Below are 15529 nucleotides of genomic sequence, written 5' to 3' on the forward strand. Positions count from 1 at the left end.
AATCCTATTACTTTTTACTAGTAAGTGACTTAATCAAATCAGTTTCTTCCTTCTTATAAGGAGTTCCGTCTTTCTTAAAAATCTCGTGGAACCATAGTTTAGGTTCAGAACCATCTTTAATAGGTTCATCCCAGGCATATTTGGTATTGGTCTTTCCGTCTACCAATCCCCAGTTTATCGCCACTATTTTTTGTTCCTTTAACATAGGAAGGATTACTTCAAATGTACTTCCGTTCCTTCTTGCCATATATTCTGTGCAGATAAGCGGGCGGTTAGCAGCTTTCAATTCGTCTATACGTTTTTGATGAACAGGAGGTTTATCATAGTTGTGGTAGGTAATCACGTCACTATTTTCAATTTGAAATTCGCTAAGGTCTTTAAGATTATCATCCCATACTCCCGCTGATACCGGTTGTGAAGGATTGATTTCTCTGGCCCAGCTAAATACGGCTTTCAATAGCGGCATGGATTTATTACCATAACCGGAATTGCCGGGTTCATTATACAAATCCCATAACAGGATTCTTTTATCGTTTCCAAAAGTTTTAAGTATATCCTGAACGTATACTTTCAAATAACCCCACTGGTTAGGGTCGTCATGCACAGGGCGAAGAGGACTCCGTACCCATCCAGAATTATGTACACCAGGTTTTGGAGCAGGTTGCTTTCCAATTGCACCATCTGCATTCCAGCAATCATCAAAAAACACCAATAATGGTTTAATATGATGTTTTGCCGCAATTCCAAGGAAGGTATTGATATTCTTTTTAAACCCTTTTGCATCTTGTTTCCACGCAAGATCATGTAGGTAAACACGAAGTGTTGTTAAACCTATGCTTTCTGCAAGGGCAAGTTCTTTGTCTATCGCACTAGGATTAAAAGTGGCAGATTGCCAAAATTCCAATTGATTAATTGCATAAGCCGGGGTATAGTTTGCACCAACCATCCATGGTAGTGCTGCATACCAGTCGTTCGCTTTTTTCTCGGTCCATTTACCAGTTTGTGCAGACAATTGCCCGGCAAATAAGATCAGTAGTAATGTAGCCAATATGGCCGTGTATTTCTTCGTCATGTGTTTATTATAAAGGAAAGTTGAAGTTAAAAAAAAGTCGCATATTTTCCTACCTTTGTGATGCATTAAACGCCATTTGCACCGGTATCAATGAATTATGAATACTTATCAGACATTACTTTACTATTGTTATAGTCCTATAGCCAACGCAGATCAATTTGCGACAGACCATCTTGCTTTTTGTAAATCACTTAACCTTGTAGGCCGTATTATCATTGCTGAAGAGGGATTAAATGGAACGGTTTCGGGAACAAAAGATGCCTGTGCTGCTTATATGTTGGCCATTAAGGCAGACGAGCGCTTCGCTAAAACAGACTTTAAAATTGATGACGTAGCAGAGCCTTCTTTTATTAAGATGCATTGTCGTTATAAATCTGAAATTGTACACTCGGGCCTTAGGGACCCCAATATTATTAATCCAAATACACAAACCGGAAAACATCTTGAGCCTGCGGATTTCCAGAAAATGATAGACCAGGAAGATGTAATCATACTTGATGTACGTTCAAACTATGAACACAACCTGGGCAGGTTTAAGAATGCTATTACGCTAGACATTGAGAATTTTAGAGAGTTTCCTGAAAAGATCAATGAATTGGCTAAATACAAAGATAAAAAAGTACTTACCTATTGTACAGGCGGCATTAAATGTGAAAAAGCCTCTGCGTTGTTGCTTCATCACGGCTTTAGTGATGTTTATCAGCTCCATGGTGGCATCATCAAATATGGTAAAGAAGCCGGAGGCGAAGATTTTGAAGGCAAGTGTTATGTATTCGACAACAGGATAGCTGTAGATGTGAATATTATAAACCCCAAGTTGGTTTCTACTTGTTACAATTGTGGCAAGATTACACCAAAAATGATCAATTGCGCCAATCCGGAATGCAATGAGCATGTAACCCAATGCGACGACTGCGGTGCTGAGCTTGAGGGTTGCTGTTCAGTTACCTGCACTACAAATCCGCGAAAGCGTACGTATGATGGTACCGGATATTATGTAAAGGTGCCGCAACCCGTAATGGCAAAAGAAAAGTAGTAGTGAGGAAAATTGGCCGTTTTATTTTATTCTTTCTTATTTCGGCTTCGTTAACAACACATGTATTTGGGCAACCAAAAAATGCAGGCATTGAGCCTGAGTTGAAAATCCAGCAAAGGCTAAGTGATCCCCAGTTGCTAGACTTGGTCCAAAAACAAACCTTTAGGTATTTTTGGGATTTCGTTCACCCTGTAAGCGGTATGGCAAGGGAAAGAAGCAATATGGATTTACCAGGAGGAAACGACATTGTAACTACAGGTGGCACCGGATTCGGCATCATGGGCATTGTAGTAGCTGTGGATAGAAAATGGATAAATCGTGATACTGCTGTGCGAATGTTATTAAAGATGACTCAGTTTTTAGAGCAGGCAGAGGCTTACCACGGAGTATTCCCGCACTGGTTAAACGGGGCAACAGGAAAAACTATCCCTTTCAGTAAAAAGGACAATGGAGCAGATCTGGTAGAAACGTCATTCCTTTTCCAGGGACTGCTTACTGTCAAGCAATATTTCAACAATAATTCTCCATCAGAAACAGAACTAAGAAAAAGAATAATCGACTTATGGGATAGGGTAGAATGGAATTGGTTTACCCAAGGAGGACAGGATGTGCTTTACTGGCATTGGAGTCCAAACTATGGATGGGAAATGAATTTACCGCTTAAAGGCTACAATGAATGTCTTATTACATACGTATTGGCCGCCTCTGCTATAAAACATAGCATATCGGCATCTGTATATCACAAGGGTTGGGCAAGCGGTAAATATTTCATAAACAATAAAACATTTTATGGCTATAAACTACCGCTGGGTGTTAACAATGGCGGTCCGCTGTTCTTCTCACAATACTCCTTTTTAGGTTTGGATCCGCGCAAACTGAAAGATAAATATGCAGATTATTGGGAACAAAACAAAAACCACACCTTAATAAACCGGGCATATGTTGTAGCCAATCCTAAGAATTACAAGGGCTATGGAGCAAACTGCTGGGGACTAACAGCAAGTGATAGCTGGCAAGGTTACGCAGCGCACTCCCCTGAAGAAGATCTCGGAGTAATATCCCCCACTGCTGCGCTATCCGCATTTCCATATACACCAAAATTTTCAATGCAGGTACTTAAGCATTTTTATTTTGATCTAGGCGACCACCTGTGGAGTGAATATGGGTTTGTAGATGCATTTAGCGAAGCGCACAACTGGTATGCTAAATCACATTTGGCTATAGATCAGGGGCCAATAATTGTAATGATTGAAAACTACCGTAGCGGTCTGCTTTGGAAGCTCTTCATGAGCAATCCAGAGGTTAAATCGGGGTTAAAAAAACTAGGATTCAAATCACCTCTATTAAAAGAATAAAAATCCCACCACAATCGTCGCAGTTCAGTACAAGAAATATATTCGCCATAAGAAGAGTTGACTGACAATTTCATTGAAGAAAGATTAGAAGCCCGGGTAGAATATTTAAAACCAGAGTTGTATCTTGACCTAAAATTTGTAAACCATGTATAACCCAATTAAAATTTTGTTAATATTATTATTGCTTTCCCCAGCAGCTTTCGGGCAACACAAACCATTTTGGAACGACATTCAAGAGTTCAAAAAAAATGACAGTATTACAATACCCCCTAAAAACGGAATTGTATTTGTAGGAAGTTCTTCATTAAGGATGTGGAAAGATCTTGAAGAGACTTTTAAAAGCTACAATGCTATAAACCGAGGTTTCGGTGGATCAGATCTGACAAATGCAAATGATTATATCAAGGAGCTGGTATTCGATTATAAACCCAGACAAGTGGTTATTTATAGTGGCGAGAATGATGTTGCTGCTGGTGTGAGTGCGGTGGATACCTACAATAGGTTTGTTACTTTCTTTACGAATATCAGAAAAGGCTTACCCAAAACAACCATCACATATGTTTCAATGAAACTAAGTCCTTCAAGAGCAAAATTTTCAGATGTAGTATTAACTGCAAATGCAGCTATCAAGGAATATATTGCTAAACAAAAAAACGCAAGCTTTGTAGACATTACTTCTAAAATGCTTGATAGCAGCGGGAATAACAGGCCAGAACTTTTCCAATCAGATATGCTACACATGAAACCTGCGGGATATGAGATATGGACAAAAGCAATAACACCATACTTAAAAAAGAGATAACAATCACAATAGCTGGGATTTTCTATTTAAGGAGCCCGGGCTATTGCAATGGTTATTTTCTAATTATAAATAAGGTTATTCAGCCATGTTGTGGTACACAGCCTGTACATCGTCGTCTTCCTCTAGCTTATCAATAAGCTTCAAAACATCTGCTGCCTGCTCTTCATTTACTTCATGATGAGAAAGTGCGATACGCTCCAGTTTCGAGCTCTTCAATTCGATTCCTTTTTCTTCCAGTGCTTTTTGCAGCGGACCAAAGTTTTCAAAAGCACCTTGAGCTACTGCAATGTCATTCCCATCCTCATCAGCTTCTACATAAAGTTCATCCAGTCCGGCATCAATAAGTTCAAACTCCAGTTCCTCAAGATTTATTGCCTCTGTTGGCACAAACCTGAATATTGATTTTCTGTTAAATACAAAATCAAGGGAACCGGTTTTACCCAAAGTACCGCTGGTTTTATTGAAATAACTGCGTACGTTAGCCACTGTACGATTTGTATTATCCGTAGCAGTTTCAACCAGTATCGCAACTCCGTGTGGGGCATAACCCTCATAGACAATTTCTTCATAATTGGCCATGCTCTTATCGGACGCTCTCTTTATAGCTGCATCCACACGGTCCTTAGGCATATTTACTGCCTTAGCATTCTGAATGGATGTACGTAAACGTGAATTGGTTTCTGGATGCGGACCATTCTCTTTAACAGCCATCACAATGTCTTTACCTATACGGGTAAACTGAACGGCCATTTTGGCCCAACGTTTAAATTTCCTTTCTTTTCGGAACTCAAATGCTCTTCCCATTATTACTTATTTTTTTAAATTCTTTAACATATCATTTGTCATCTTTGCGAGATCAAATTCTGGCTTCCAGCCCCAGTTTGAAGCTGCAAAACTATCATTTATAGATCTTGGCCAGCTGTTTGCAATGAGCTGCCTTGGATCATTTTCGGTGTAAGTTAAGGTAAATTCAGGAATATATTTTCTGATCTCGGCAGCTAAAACCTCTGGCGTAAAACTTACACCTGAAAAATTATAGCTAGAGCGGATCCCGATTTGTGTAGATGGCGCATCCATTAATTCTATAGTTCCTCGAATAGCATCATCCATATACATCATTGGCAATTCAGTTTCTGCATTTAAAAAAGAGGCATAACTTCCTTTTTTTAAAGCATCATGAAAAATATGGATTGAATAATCAGTAGTACCACCACCTGGTGCAGCCTTCCAGCTTATCAACCCTGGGTAGCGGATACTTCTTACATCCAGTCCAAATTTTTGATTATAATATTCACACCAGCGTTCTCCTGCTAGCTTGCTTATGCCATAAACGGTATTTGGATCCATTACACAATACTGAGGAGTATTCTCTTTTGGTGAGTTTGGACCAAATACAGCTATTGAGCTTGGCCAATATACTTTTGCTGTTTTGTAGGTAATGGCTAAATCAAGAATATTCAATAACCCATTCATATTTAAATCCCAGGCAAGCTTAGGATTTTGTTCTCCAGTGGCAGAAAGTAAAGCGGCGAGGAGATAAACCTGAGCTGGTTTGTATTTATTAAAGAGATTATTTAGGGTTTCTTTTTCCAGTACATTTACAAACTCAAATGGTCCGGAGTTTTTGATGTCATAATCCGGTCGGCGGATATCGCATGCAACCACATTACTTTCTCCATAAGATTTTCTTAGTGCAGTTACAAGTTCAGTACCGATCTGCCCATTTGAGCCCAATACTATTATTTTTTCAGCCATATTTTTTTGAATTGGGCAAAGTTATAAAAATGAAACAAAGCTCTTTAAAATCTTTTTAAGAATACAAATCAGCTTGGCAGCATAAGAAAATAAACAATTTGCAGCCTATATGAGGCTTTAGACGTGCAAAAGGCACAATAATCACCATAAGTAACAAAAACATTATATTTTTACCTAAATTGTGTATTTAGAACACTAACTATTTATTTTTTCTTAATATTACAAAACGAAAGACATTTAGCACACAACTATGTCACTATACCGCCAGATATGAATTGCCCAAACAAAGACCTTACAGTATTAAATACATATACCCTGGAAATTGGTATAGCCGGCGCTTTGGCAACCCATTGTTTTGTGTATTAGTAATAAAACCAGTAACACTTTAAGTTAATGAAAACGAGAAAAATTAGAATGGGTATGGTAGGCGGAGGTAAAGATGCATTTATCGGCGCTGTTCACCGTATCGCTGCAAACATTGATGGGCAGGTAGAATTCTGCTGCGGAGCCTTAAGTATCAATCCAGAAATAGCGAAGGAATCGGGGGAAATGCTTTTCCTTCCTGAAGAGCGCATCTACCTGAACTATGAGGAAATGATAGAAAAGGAAAGTAAACTTCCTGCTGATCAGCGCATAGATTTTGTAACTATCGTAACACCTAACTTTGCGCATTTCGGACCTGCTATGATGGCTTTAGAGAATGGTTTCAATGTAGTGATCGAAAAACCTATTGCCCTATCACTAGAAGAAGCAAAACAATTACAGCAGAAAGTAGAAGAAACCGGATTGCTACTTTGTCTTACCCACACTTATTCTGGATACCCAATGGTTAAACAAGCCAGGCAAATGATTAAGGATGGTGCTTTGGGTAAGGTTAGAAAAGTGATGGTTGAATATCCTCAAGGATGGTTAAGCACACTCACTGAGAGAGAAGGAAATGCAGGTGCAGCTTGGCGCACTGACCCAAAGAAAAGTGGCAAAAGCGGATGTATGGGTGACATAGGTACTCACGCTGCACAACTTGCAGAATATATTTCAGGACTCAAGATCAGCAAACTTTGTGCAGATCTAAATATTGTAGTAGAAGGTCGCGGACTGGATGACGACGGAAACGTATTGTTAAAATTTGACAATGGAGCTAGTGGCGTTCTTTCAGCATCTCAAGTAGCTGCAGGTGAAGAAAATGCTTTAAAAATAAAAATATACGGAGAAAGAGGCGGATTAGAATGGCATCAGATGGAGCCAAATACATTAATGGTAAAATGGCTTGATCAGCCTGCTCAGGTTTATCGCGCCGGACAGGCCTATCTTTCAGATGCAGCTAAACACAATACTCGTGTACCTGGTGGACACCCAGAAGGCTATTTAGAAGCATTTGCAAATATATACCGCAATTTCACATTAACCTTATCAGCAAAGATCCATGGCACCACTCCTACTGAAGCAATGCTGGATTTCCCTAAAGTTGAAGATGGTGTTAGAGGGATGGCATTTATAGATAATGTGGTGGCTTCAAGCCAGTCTAACCAAAAATGGTTTGATTTTAAAGTATAAAAAAGCATGACAACAATTAAAGGACCTGCGGTATTTTTAGCGCAGTTTATTAGCGATGAAGCACCTTTCAATTCATTAGACGCTATTTGCGAATGGGCTGCAAGCCTTGGCTTTAAAGGTATACAAGTACCTACCTTAGACTCAAGATTTATTGACCTTCAAAAAGCAGCGGAAAGCAAAACATATGCTGATGAACTTACCGGGAAAGTAAAATCTTACGGATTAGAAATCACAGAATTATCCACGCATTTACAAGGTCAGCTTGTGGCAGTTAACCCAGCATACGACCTTGCTTTTGATGCTTTTGCACCAGATCAATATAAGAACAACCCAAAAGCAAGACAGGAATGGGCAGTACAGCAGCTAAAATATGCAGCTAAAGCTTCTCAGAACTTAGGTTTAAATGCACATGCCACTTTCAGTGGATCGCTATTATGGCACATGTTCCACCCATGGCCACAGCGGCCTGAAGGACTTGTTGATGCTGGCTTCACAGAACTTGCAAAGCGATGGACGCCAATTCTAAACATTTTTGATGAATGTGGTGTTGATGTATGTTACGAGATTCATCCAGGCGAAGATCTTTTTGATGGTATTACTTACGAGATGTTCCTGGAGAAAGTAAACAATCACCCTCGTGCCTGCTTGCTATATGATCCTTCGCACTTTGTTTTACAGCAACTGGACTATATCCAATATATTGATTTTTACCACGATCGCATCAAAGCATTCCACGTAAAAGATTCAGAATTTAACCCTACGGGTAAACAGGGAACTTTTGGAGGTTACCAAAGCTGGGCAAATCGGGCTGGAAGATACCGCTCTCCTGGAGATGGACAGGTTGATTTTGGAACCATTTTTAGTAAATTGGCACAGTATGATTATAAAGGCTGGGCAGTGATGGAGTGGGAATGTTCTATAAAAGACGCACAAGTGGGAGCTCGTGAGGGTTCTGAATTTATCAAAAAGCATATTATTAAAGTTACCGATAGGGCTTTTGATGATTTTGCATCATCTGGAGGTGGAGATGCAGCATTTAACAATAAAATTTTAGGTTTATAAACAAATACACAAATGAAAAAACCACTTCTTTTTCTAACCTGTTTAGCCCTTACCTGGGCATCCTGCCATAGTCCAGAAGAACGAGCTGTTATGAAGGCATCAGCAGATTCTGCAAAGTTAGGTTTGACTGCTCCTGCACAAGTGGCTGAAGCTACAGCCTTACCCGATTCGACAACCAAAATGACTGAGCTGAAAACCGATGCACCTGTAGTTGCTCCAGTAACAAATGTCGAACCCGCAGTTAAAGCTGCTCCAGCAGTAGCTAGCGCAGAACTTCCGGGAGAAGCCTTACTTAAAAAATCTGACTGCCTTGCTTGCCACAACATTAAAACCAAAATTGTTGGTCCGGCTTATATAAGTGTAGCTGCAAAATATACTGTAGCTGATATTGATCATCTGGTTGACAAGGTCATTGCGGGTGGATCTGGTGTTTGGGGTGAAATTCCAATGAGTCCACATCCAACATTAAGTAAATCTGACGCCAAAGAAATGGTAAAATATATACTATCGTTAAAAAAATAATTTAGTAACCTAACCAAAATTGAACCATGGAAGAAATAAAAAATGACCAGGAGGCTGCATCAAGACGTAGTTTTCTAAAAACAACCGCTATTGCAGCATCCGCATTCATGATCGTTCCGCGACATGTTTTAGGTGGAAAAGGATTTCTTGCACCCAGCGACAGGCTTATTGTTGCTGGTGTTGGTGCTGGTGGTAAAGGAGAATCAGATATCGCAATGTTTGCTAAAAGCGGGAAAGCAGATATCGGCTTTCTTTGCGATGTAGATGATAGAAGATCTCTTAACTCCCGCAAAGCCTTTCCTAAAGCAAAGTATTACAAAGACTGGCGTGAAATGTACGACAAAGAGCATAAGAACTTTGATGCCGTATCTGTTTCCACACCAGATCATAATCATGCCATTATTGCTTATCATGCGATGCAACTAGGCAAGCATGTATATGTGCAAAAACCAATGACACATGATCTTTTCGAAGCACGTCTACTGACTGAATCTGCTAAAAAATTTAAGGTGGTAACACAAATGGGTAACCAGGGTGCATCTAATGACGGGACCAGGTTATTGTCTGAATGGTATGATGCCAATCTGATTGGTGATGTGCATACTGTGTATTGCTGGACGAACAGACCGGTTTGGCCTCAGGGTATTGCATGGCCTACTACTGCTCAAAAAATCCCGACTGAATTGGATTGGGACTTATGGTTGGGCACTGCTCCTAAAAAGGATTATGTTGATAAATTAGTACCGTTCAACTGGCGCGGATGGTGGGATTATGGAACCGGCGCATTGGGCGATATGGGATGCCACCTAATTGAAGCACCGTTTAGGGTTCTTGGTTTACAGTATGTGAAAGACGTTCAGGCTACAGTAGGTAGTGTATATGTTGATGAATTTAAAAAAGGGGAATTCCCAGATAGCTGTCCTCCATCAAGCCATATTACTATGACTTTCCCTAAAACAGATAAAACCAAGGGGGATATCACTTTACATTGGATGGACGGTGGTATACAACCAGAAAGACCTGTTGAACTGGAAGCGAACGAAAGATTTGGCGATGATGGCAATGGATCACTATTTATAGGTACTAAAGGCAAAATGATTGCAAGCACCTATTCTAACGATCCTTTGTTGCTCCCAACTTCTCGTACTAAGGATGCGAAAGTTAAGCAGAAATGGGCTCGTGTTCCTGGTGGAGCTGAGGGTCACTATGCACAGTGGGTGGAAGGTGCTATTGCCGGATATGGTAAAACTGAATTGAGCTCTTCGTTTGACAAAGCTGGTCCGCTTACAGAAGCATTATTGATGGCGAACCTTGCCGTTCGTGGTTACGACTTGAAAGGCGGTCATATTAAATTACTATGGGATAACATAAATATGAAAGTAACAAATTTTGACAGTGTAAACCAATATATAAAACGCGAATACCGTCAGGGCTGGACACTTGGAAATATGTAAGTAATGAAAAAATACATTTTATCTGCACTCATCATTGGTTCAATGATGAGTTGCAGTAGTATGAAAGTCCAAAATGGATCGTCCAAAGGGTTTAGCCGATTATTTGACGGAAAAACAACAATAGGATGGCATACATATGGCAAAATGACTGCAAGCACAAAATGGAAAGTGGAAGCTGGAGTACTTCATTTCACACCTTCATCAGAAGGTGACGGCGGGGACTTGGTAACTGACAAAGCTTATAGCAATTTCCATTTAAAAATTGATTGGAAAATAGCACCAAAATCTAATAGCGGGATTATTTTCTATGTGCAGGACGATCCTCAGAAATATGGGGCAACCTATATGACCGGACCAGAAATGCAGGTACTAGATAACGATGGTCATCCTGACGGAAGAATAAATAAGCACCGCGCAGCCGATCTATATGATCTTATAAAGAGCAGTTCAGAACCAGTAAAACCTGTTGGCGAATGGAATACTGCGGAGGTTATTTCCGACAAAGGAAATCTGGAACTTAAACTAAATGGGATTACAGTAGTAAAAACTACGCTATGGGATCAGAATTGGAAAGAACTAGTGGCAAAAAGTAAGTTTGCGGCATGGGAAGGTTTCGGCTCATTTAAATCAGGCAAAATAGCCCTTCAGGACCATGGAGATGAAGTATGGTACAGAAACATCATGATTAAAGAATTATAATTGATGAATTTAAATAATCGTATTAAGCTATCAACAATGATGTTCTTGGAGTTTTTTATCTGGGGATCATGGTTTGTGACCATGGGTACTTATTTAGGAAAAAACCTGCTATCAGATGGCGTGCAAGTCGGCTCTGCCTACAGCACACAATCATTAGGAGCTATCATTGCCCCATTTATTATCGGATTAATTGCAGATAGGTTTTTTGCAGCACAAAAGATACTAGGTGTTTTACATCTTATTGGCGGCGTTTTACTATGGTTTGCTTCAACCTCATTAAATTTCGAAAGCTTTTTCCCATTTATATTGGGCTATATGATTGCCTATATGCCCACACTTGCTTTGGTAAACTCCATATCTTTCAAACAATTAAAAAATCCTGAAAAGGAATTTCCGTCAATTCGTGTTTTTGGAACAATTGGATGGATAATTGCAGGTATCATCATTGGATGGTTAAACTGGGAGCAGAATGGAAACTTGGTTATGACATTCAAGGTTGCATCAGTTGCTTCCATTATTTTAGGCTTTTTCAGTTTCATCCTGCCGCATACTCCGCCAGTGAAGAAAGGTGAAAAAACGACAATTGGAGATATACTAGGTCTTGATGCTATAGGTTTATTAAAGAACAAATCGTTTTTAATATTTTTCATTGCTTCGGTTGCTATCTCTATACCGTTATCTTTCTACTACAATTTTACCAATCCATTTCTTAATGAAGTAGGCATGAAAGCAGCGGCAGGTGTTCAAGTGCTTGGACAGGTTTCTGAAACAGTGTTTATGATACTGATGCCTCTGTTTTTTACAAGACTAGGTGTTAAAAAGATGCTGGCAATAGCAATGATTGCATGGGTAGTCAGGTACTTATTCTTTGCTTTTGGTAATGCTGATTCTAATTACTGGATGTTAATTGGCGGTATTATATTACATGGAATCTGTTATGACTTCTTTTTTGTTACCGGCCAGATTTATACGGACAGACTTGCCGGAGACAGATTTAAAAGTGCGGCACAGGGCTTTATCACGCTAGCAACCTATGGTGTTGGGATGTTAATCGGATCTTTTATCTCAGGGATGGTTGTTGATAAATATGTTGTTGGAACTGGCCACGATTGGCATAGCATATGGATTATTCCAGCAGGTATTGCAGCAGTAGTTGCGATATTATTCGTTTTATTCTTTTCAGATAAGAATAAGGCTGGTACAGTTACAGTTTAATAAATTAAAATATGAAATCAGAATTAAGCAGAAGGACTGCACTGAAAAATATTGTTGCGGGAACCGCCGCACTTGGGGTTTCTGCAGCTCTGCCTGCTTTTGCATTAGCAGAATATAAAAATACCATGCTTAAAGGAAATGTAAACCATTCTGTTTGTCGCTGGTGCTTCGGTGGAGTTGACTTAGATACACTTTGTACTGAAGTTAAAAAAATAGGTATCAAAGCAATAGATCTTGTTGGTCCAAATGACTGGGATACTTTAAAAAAACACGGATTGGATTCCTCTCTGTGTAACGGTGCAGAAATCAACCTTACGGATGGATGGAATGATACTAGCTTCCACGCTACGCTGATCAAAAACTATTCGGACATGATTCCACGAGTAGCAGACGCTGGCTATAAGCAGTTGATATGTTTTAGTGGAAGCAGGCGTGGAAAAGATAACGAAACAGGATGGAAAAACTGTGTTGAAGGTTTGAAGCAAGTATTACCTTTGGCTGAAAAATATAAGGTTACACTGGTAATGGAGTTATTGAACAGCAAAGTTGATCATAAGGACTATCAGTGTGACAATACACCATGGGGCGTGGAATTATGTAAAAGATTGGGTTCTGAGAACTTTAAACTGTTATACGATATTTATCATATGCAGATTGATGAAGGTAATGTAATCAGCACCATTACAAACAATCATAAGTACATATCGCACTACCATACCGCAGGTGTGCCTGGAAGGCATGAACTTGATGAAAATCAGGAACTTTATTATCCTGCCATCATTAAGGCCATTGTTGCTACAGGGTTTAAGGGCTATCTTGCACAGGAATTTATTCCAAGAAATAAGGAAGTATTTAAATCATTAAGTGAAGCTGTTAACATTTGTGACGTATAAATATCATGAACTCTAGAAGAACCTTTATCAAACAAGCAGGTATAGCGGCAGCTGGGGCAGCCATCTTACCTAATTTTTATTGTAGCCCTGCAACTAGCGGAAAAATAGTGGGTTTACAACTTTACAGCTTAAGGGAGCAATTGCCTAAAGATGTAAAAGGAGTAATTGCAAAAGTTGCACAGGCCGGATACAAAGAGGTTGAAACCTACGGCTACACCGCTCAAGCTGGCTTTTGGGGATTGACAGCAAAAGAATTCAGTAAGGTAATTGCAGACAATGGCTTGAAGGCACCAAGTGGTCATTTCGGCATGGAAGATTTTATCAGATCTGGGAATCTTGAAGAATTGAAACCTTTAATTGAAGGAGCTGCAACGCTTAATATGGAGTATTTTACCTGCCCATTCTTACCTCCTACTTTAAGGACAAGCATTGACGACTTTAAAAAATTGGCAGAACGCCTTAATCAGGCTGCCGGTCTTTGCAAATCATCTGGCTTACAGCTAGCATATCATAACCACGATTTTGAATTTACCAAGTATGGAGATGCAATGGGTTATGATGTTTTACTCGCAGATACAGATAAGGACAATGTTCATTTTGAAATGGATCTTTATTGGGTAGTAAGATCGGGTCATGATCCTATTGCCTTATTTGAGAAACATCCAGGACGCTTTGTTATGTGGCATGTAAAAGATATGGATAAGGCCAAACCTACAATTAATACTGAAATTGGAAGTGGTTCAATAGATTTTAAAGAAATTTACAAACATGCTAAGCAAGCCGGACTAAAGCATCTTATTGTAGAGCAGGAAAACTTTTCAATGGATCCTTTTGCCAGCATTAAAAAGAGCTACGATTATGTAGATCACAACCTGATATAAGACTTTAATAGTCAAATCATATTAAAGGGAAGTGGTTTAAATCTAATCACTTCCCTTTTTTTACGTAAAATAATCTCATATTTGTGAAATTATTAAACGTAAAAACCATAATAATAAACAAGTAAAAACAAATTAGAAAACATGAAAATTGCAGTAGTAGGCGCCACCGGACTGGTAGGTACCGTAATGTTGAAAGTATTAGAAGAGCGTAACTTCCCGTTAACCGAATTGATCCCTGTAGCCTCTGAGAAGAGCGTTGGTAAGGAAATCAGCTTTAAGGGTAAGAAGTTTGCTGTTGTAAACATGGATACTGCGATTTCAATGAGACCTGATATTGCATTGTTCTCTGCTGGAGGAAGTACTTCATTAGAAAATGCTCCAAGATTTGCAGAAGCTGGTACTACGGTAATCGACAATTCATCAGCATGGCGCATGGATCCATCAAAAAAATTAATTGTACCTGAGGTAAATGCCAATGTACTTTCTATTGATGATAAGATAATTGCCAACCCAAATTGTTCTACAATACAAATGGTAGTAGCGCTTAAGCCACTACATGATAAATACAGGATCAAACGCGTAGTTGTTTCTACTTATCAATCTGTAACAGGAACAGGCGTAAAGGCAGTAGATCAAATGATGAATGAACGTAACGGTATTATGGACGGTCCGATGGCCTACGCATATCCCATTGACCTCAACGTAATCCCTCAAATTGATGTCTTTACAGATAATGGTTATACTAAAGAAGAAATGAAAATGATTCTTGAAACCCGTAAGATCATGGGCGATGAAACCATTCGTGTTACAGCAACAACTGTACGCATTCCGGTTATGGGTGGGCACTCGGAATCAGTAAATATTGAGTTTGAGAACGATTTTGATGTTGCGGAAGTGAGGGACCTTTTATCTAAAACTGAAGGGATAATTGTAGTTGATGATCCAGCAAACTTGAAATATCCAATGCCAAAAGACGCGCATGAACGAGATGAGGTTTTTGTTGGACGTATCAGACGTGATGAATCGCTTCCAAATACTTTGAACATGTGGATTGTAGCGGATAACCTACGCAAAGGCGCTGCTACCAACGCTGTTCAGATTGCAGAGTACCTGGTTAGAAAAGAACTGATATAATTTATTAACCTGAGTTCGATTTAAAAAAGTGTTATTTGTGTTGAAGCATCAGTTTGATATTTGATTGCTGGTTTTTTCGGAAAGAAGCTATAGGC

15 protein-coding genes are annotated in these 15529 nt (G+C 39.4%); 12 read left to right on the forward strand and 3 right to left on the reverse strand.

What is annotated here, in order from left to right:
* Nucleotides 1-7: 7 nt before the first annotated feature.
* Complete coding sequence (locus tag ACVWYN_RS18090; protein ID WP_457290297.1) at nucleotides 8-1072, reverse strand: glycoside hydrolase family 2 TIM barrel-domain containing protein; 1065 nt, start codon at nucleotides 1070-1072, stop codon at nucleotides 8-10.
* Between the two features lie 97 nt (nucleotides 1073-1169).
* Between ACVWYN_RS18090 and trhO the strand changes: the two genes are divergently transcribed.
* From trhO to ACVWYN_RS18105, 3 genes are all read left to right on the forward strand, one after another.
* Nucleotides 1170-2108 (forward strand): oxygen-dependent tRNA uridine(34) hydroxylase TrhO, encoded by a 939-nt coding sequence (gene trhO, locus ACVWYN_RS18095; RefSeq protein WP_457290298.1) that lies wholly within the window; start codon nucleotides 1170-1172, stop codon nucleotides 2106-2108.
* Between the two features lie 2 nt (nucleotides 2109-2110).
* Nucleotides 2111-3463: a glucoamylase family protein gene (locus ACVWYN_RS18100; RefSeq protein ID WP_457290299.1), complete on the forward strand. Its 1353-nt coding sequence runs from the start codon at nucleotides 2111-2113 to the stop codon at nucleotides 3461-3463.
* A 145-nt stretch (nucleotides 3464-3608) separates the two neighbouring features.
* A complete protein-coding gene (locus tag ACVWYN_RS18105) occupies nucleotides 3609-4265 on the forward strand; it encodes a GDSL-type esterase/lipase family protein (RefSeq protein WP_457290300.1) in 657 nt (218 codons plus the stop codon).
* Nucleotides 4266-4340: 75 nt separating this feature from the next.
* On the opposite strand, the gene ACVWYN_RS18110 is transcribed toward ACVWYN_RS18105, so the two are convergent.
* The gene (locus tag ACVWYN_RS18110; RefSeq protein WP_457290301.1) at nucleotides 4341-5069 is read right to left on the reverse strand and encodes a YebC/PmpR family DNA-binding transcriptional regulator; all 729 of its coding nucleotides are present in this window, start codon (nucleotides 5067-5069) and stop codon (nucleotides 4341-4343) included.
* Between the two features lie 6 nt (nucleotides 5070-5075).
* Nucleotides 5076-6020: an NAD-dependent epimerase/dehydratase family protein gene (locus tag ACVWYN_RS18115; protein WP_457290302.1), complete on the reverse strand. Its 945-nt coding sequence runs from the start codon at nucleotides 6018-6020 to the stop codon at nucleotides 5076-5078.
* 393 nt (nucleotides 6021-6413) lie between these two features.
* On the opposite strand from ACVWYN_RS18115, the gene ACVWYN_RS18120 reads away from it, so the two are divergent.
* The 9 genes from ACVWYN_RS18120 (at nucleotide 6414) to ACVWYN_RS18160 (ending at nucleotide 15434) form a co-directional block, all read left to right on the forward strand.
* Nucleotides 6414-7574 (forward strand): Gfo/Idh/MocA family protein, encoded by a 1161-nt coding sequence (locus tag ACVWYN_RS18120; RefSeq protein WP_457290303.1) that lies wholly within the window; start codon nucleotides 6414-6416, stop codon nucleotides 7572-7574.
* Between the two features lie 6 nt (nucleotides 7575-7580).
* Nucleotides 7581-8636, forward strand: a complete 1056-nt coding sequence (locus tag ACVWYN_RS18125) for a sugar phosphate isomerase/epimerase family protein (protein WP_457290304.1) — start codon at nucleotides 7581-7583, stop codon at nucleotides 8634-8636.
* 12 nt (nucleotides 8637-8648) lie between these two features.
* A complete protein-coding gene (locus tag ACVWYN_RS18130; RefSeq protein ID WP_457290305.1) occupies nucleotides 8649-9158 on the forward strand; it encodes a c-type cytochrome in 510 nt (169 codons plus the stop codon).
* 26 nt (nucleotides 9159-9184) lie between these two features.
* Nucleotides 9185-10612, forward strand: a complete 1428-nt coding sequence (locus tag ACVWYN_RS18135; RefSeq protein ID WP_457290306.1) for a Gfo/Idh/MocA family protein — start codon at nucleotides 9185-9187, stop codon at nucleotides 10610-10612.
* Between the two features lie 3 nt (nucleotides 10613-10615).
* Nucleotides 10616-11311 (forward strand): 3-keto-disaccharide hydrolase, encoded by a 696-nt coding sequence (locus tag ACVWYN_RS18140; RefSeq protein WP_457290307.1) that lies wholly within the window; start codon nucleotides 10616-10618, stop codon nucleotides 11309-11311.
* A gap of 3 nt (nucleotides 11312-11314) precedes the next feature.
* Nucleotides 11315-12526, forward strand: a complete 1212-nt coding sequence (locus ACVWYN_RS18145) for a nucleoside permease (RefSeq protein WP_457290308.1) — start codon at nucleotides 11315-11317, stop codon at nucleotides 12524-12526.
* Nucleotides 12527-12537: 11 nt separating this feature from the next.
* Nucleotides 12538-13419: a hydroxypyruvate isomerase family protein gene (locus tag ACVWYN_RS18150; RefSeq protein WP_457290309.1), complete on the forward strand. Its 882-nt coding sequence runs from the start codon at nucleotides 12538-12540 to the stop codon at nucleotides 13417-13419.
* A gap of 5 nt (nucleotides 13420-13424) precedes the next feature.
* On the forward strand, nucleotides 13425-14300 hold the full coding sequence (locus tag ACVWYN_RS18155) for a sugar phosphate isomerase/epimerase family protein (RefSeq protein ID WP_457290310.1): 876 nt from the start codon (nucleotides 13425-13427) through the stop codon (nucleotides 14298-14300).
* 141 nt (nucleotides 14301-14441) lie between these two features.
* Nucleotides 14442-15434, forward strand: a complete 993-nt coding sequence (locus ACVWYN_RS18160; RefSeq protein WP_457290311.1) for an aspartate-semialdehyde dehydrogenase — start codon at nucleotides 14442-14444, stop codon at nucleotides 15432-15434.
* The last annotated feature ends 95 nt before the right edge of the window (nucleotides 15435-15529 follow it).

This window comes from Pedobacter sp. UYP24 (assembly GCF_054057295.1).

Bases quoted from the DNA above. Each gene is read 5' to 3' on its own strand.
- ACVWYN_RS18090 (WP_457290297.1), bottom strand. From the start codon at position 1,072: ATGACGAAGAAATACACGGCCATATTGGCTACATTACTACTGATCTTA.
- trhO (WP_457290298.1), top strand. From the start codon at position 1,170: ATGAATACTTATCAGACATTACTTTACTATTGTTATAGTCCTATAGCC.
- ACVWYN_RS18105 (WP_457290300.1), top strand. From the start codon at position 3,609: ATGTATAACCCAATTAAAATTTTGTTAATATTATTATTGCTTTCCCCA.
- ACVWYN_RS18110 (WP_457290301.1), bottom strand. From the start codon at position 5,069: ATGGGAAGAGCATTTGAGTTCCGAAAAGAAAGGAAATTTAAACGTTGG.
- ACVWYN_RS18115 (WP_457290302.1), bottom strand. From the start codon at position 6,020: ATGGCTGAAAAAATAATAGTATTGGGCTCAAATGGGCAGATCGGTACT.
- ACVWYN_RS18120 (WP_457290303.1), top strand. From the start codon at position 6,414: ATGAAAACGAGAAAAATTAGAATGGGTATGGTAGGCGGAGGTAAAGAT.
- ACVWYN_RS18125 (WP_457290304.1), top strand. From the start codon at position 7,581: ATGACAACAATTAAAGGACCTGCGGTATTTTTAGCGCAGTTTATTAGC.
- ACVWYN_RS18130 (WP_457290305.1), top strand. From the start codon at position 8,649: ATGAAAAAACCACTTCTTTTTCTAACCTGTTTAGCCCTTACCTGGGCA.
- ACVWYN_RS18135 (WP_457290306.1), top strand. From the start codon at position 9,185: ATGGAAGAAATAAAAAATGACCAGGAGGCTGCATCAAGACGTAGTTTT.
- ACVWYN_RS18140 (WP_457290307.1), top strand. From the start codon at position 10,616: ATGAAAAAATACATTTTATCTGCACTCATCATTGGTTCAATGATGAGT.
- ACVWYN_RS18145 (WP_457290308.1), top strand. From the start codon at position 11,315: ATGAATTTAAATAATCGTATTAAGCTATCAACAATGATGTTCTTGGAG.
- ACVWYN_RS18150 (WP_457290309.1), top strand. From the start codon at position 12,538: ATGAAATCAGAATTAAGCAGAAGGACTGCACTGAAAAATATTGTTGCG.
- ACVWYN_RS18155 (WP_457290310.1), top strand. From the start codon at position 13,425: ATGAACTCTAGAAGAACCTTTATCAAACAAGCAGGTATAGCGGCAGCT.
- ACVWYN_RS18160 (WP_457290311.1), top strand. From the start codon at position 14,442: ATGAAAATTGCAGTAGTAGGCGCCACCGGACTGGTAGGTACCGTAATG.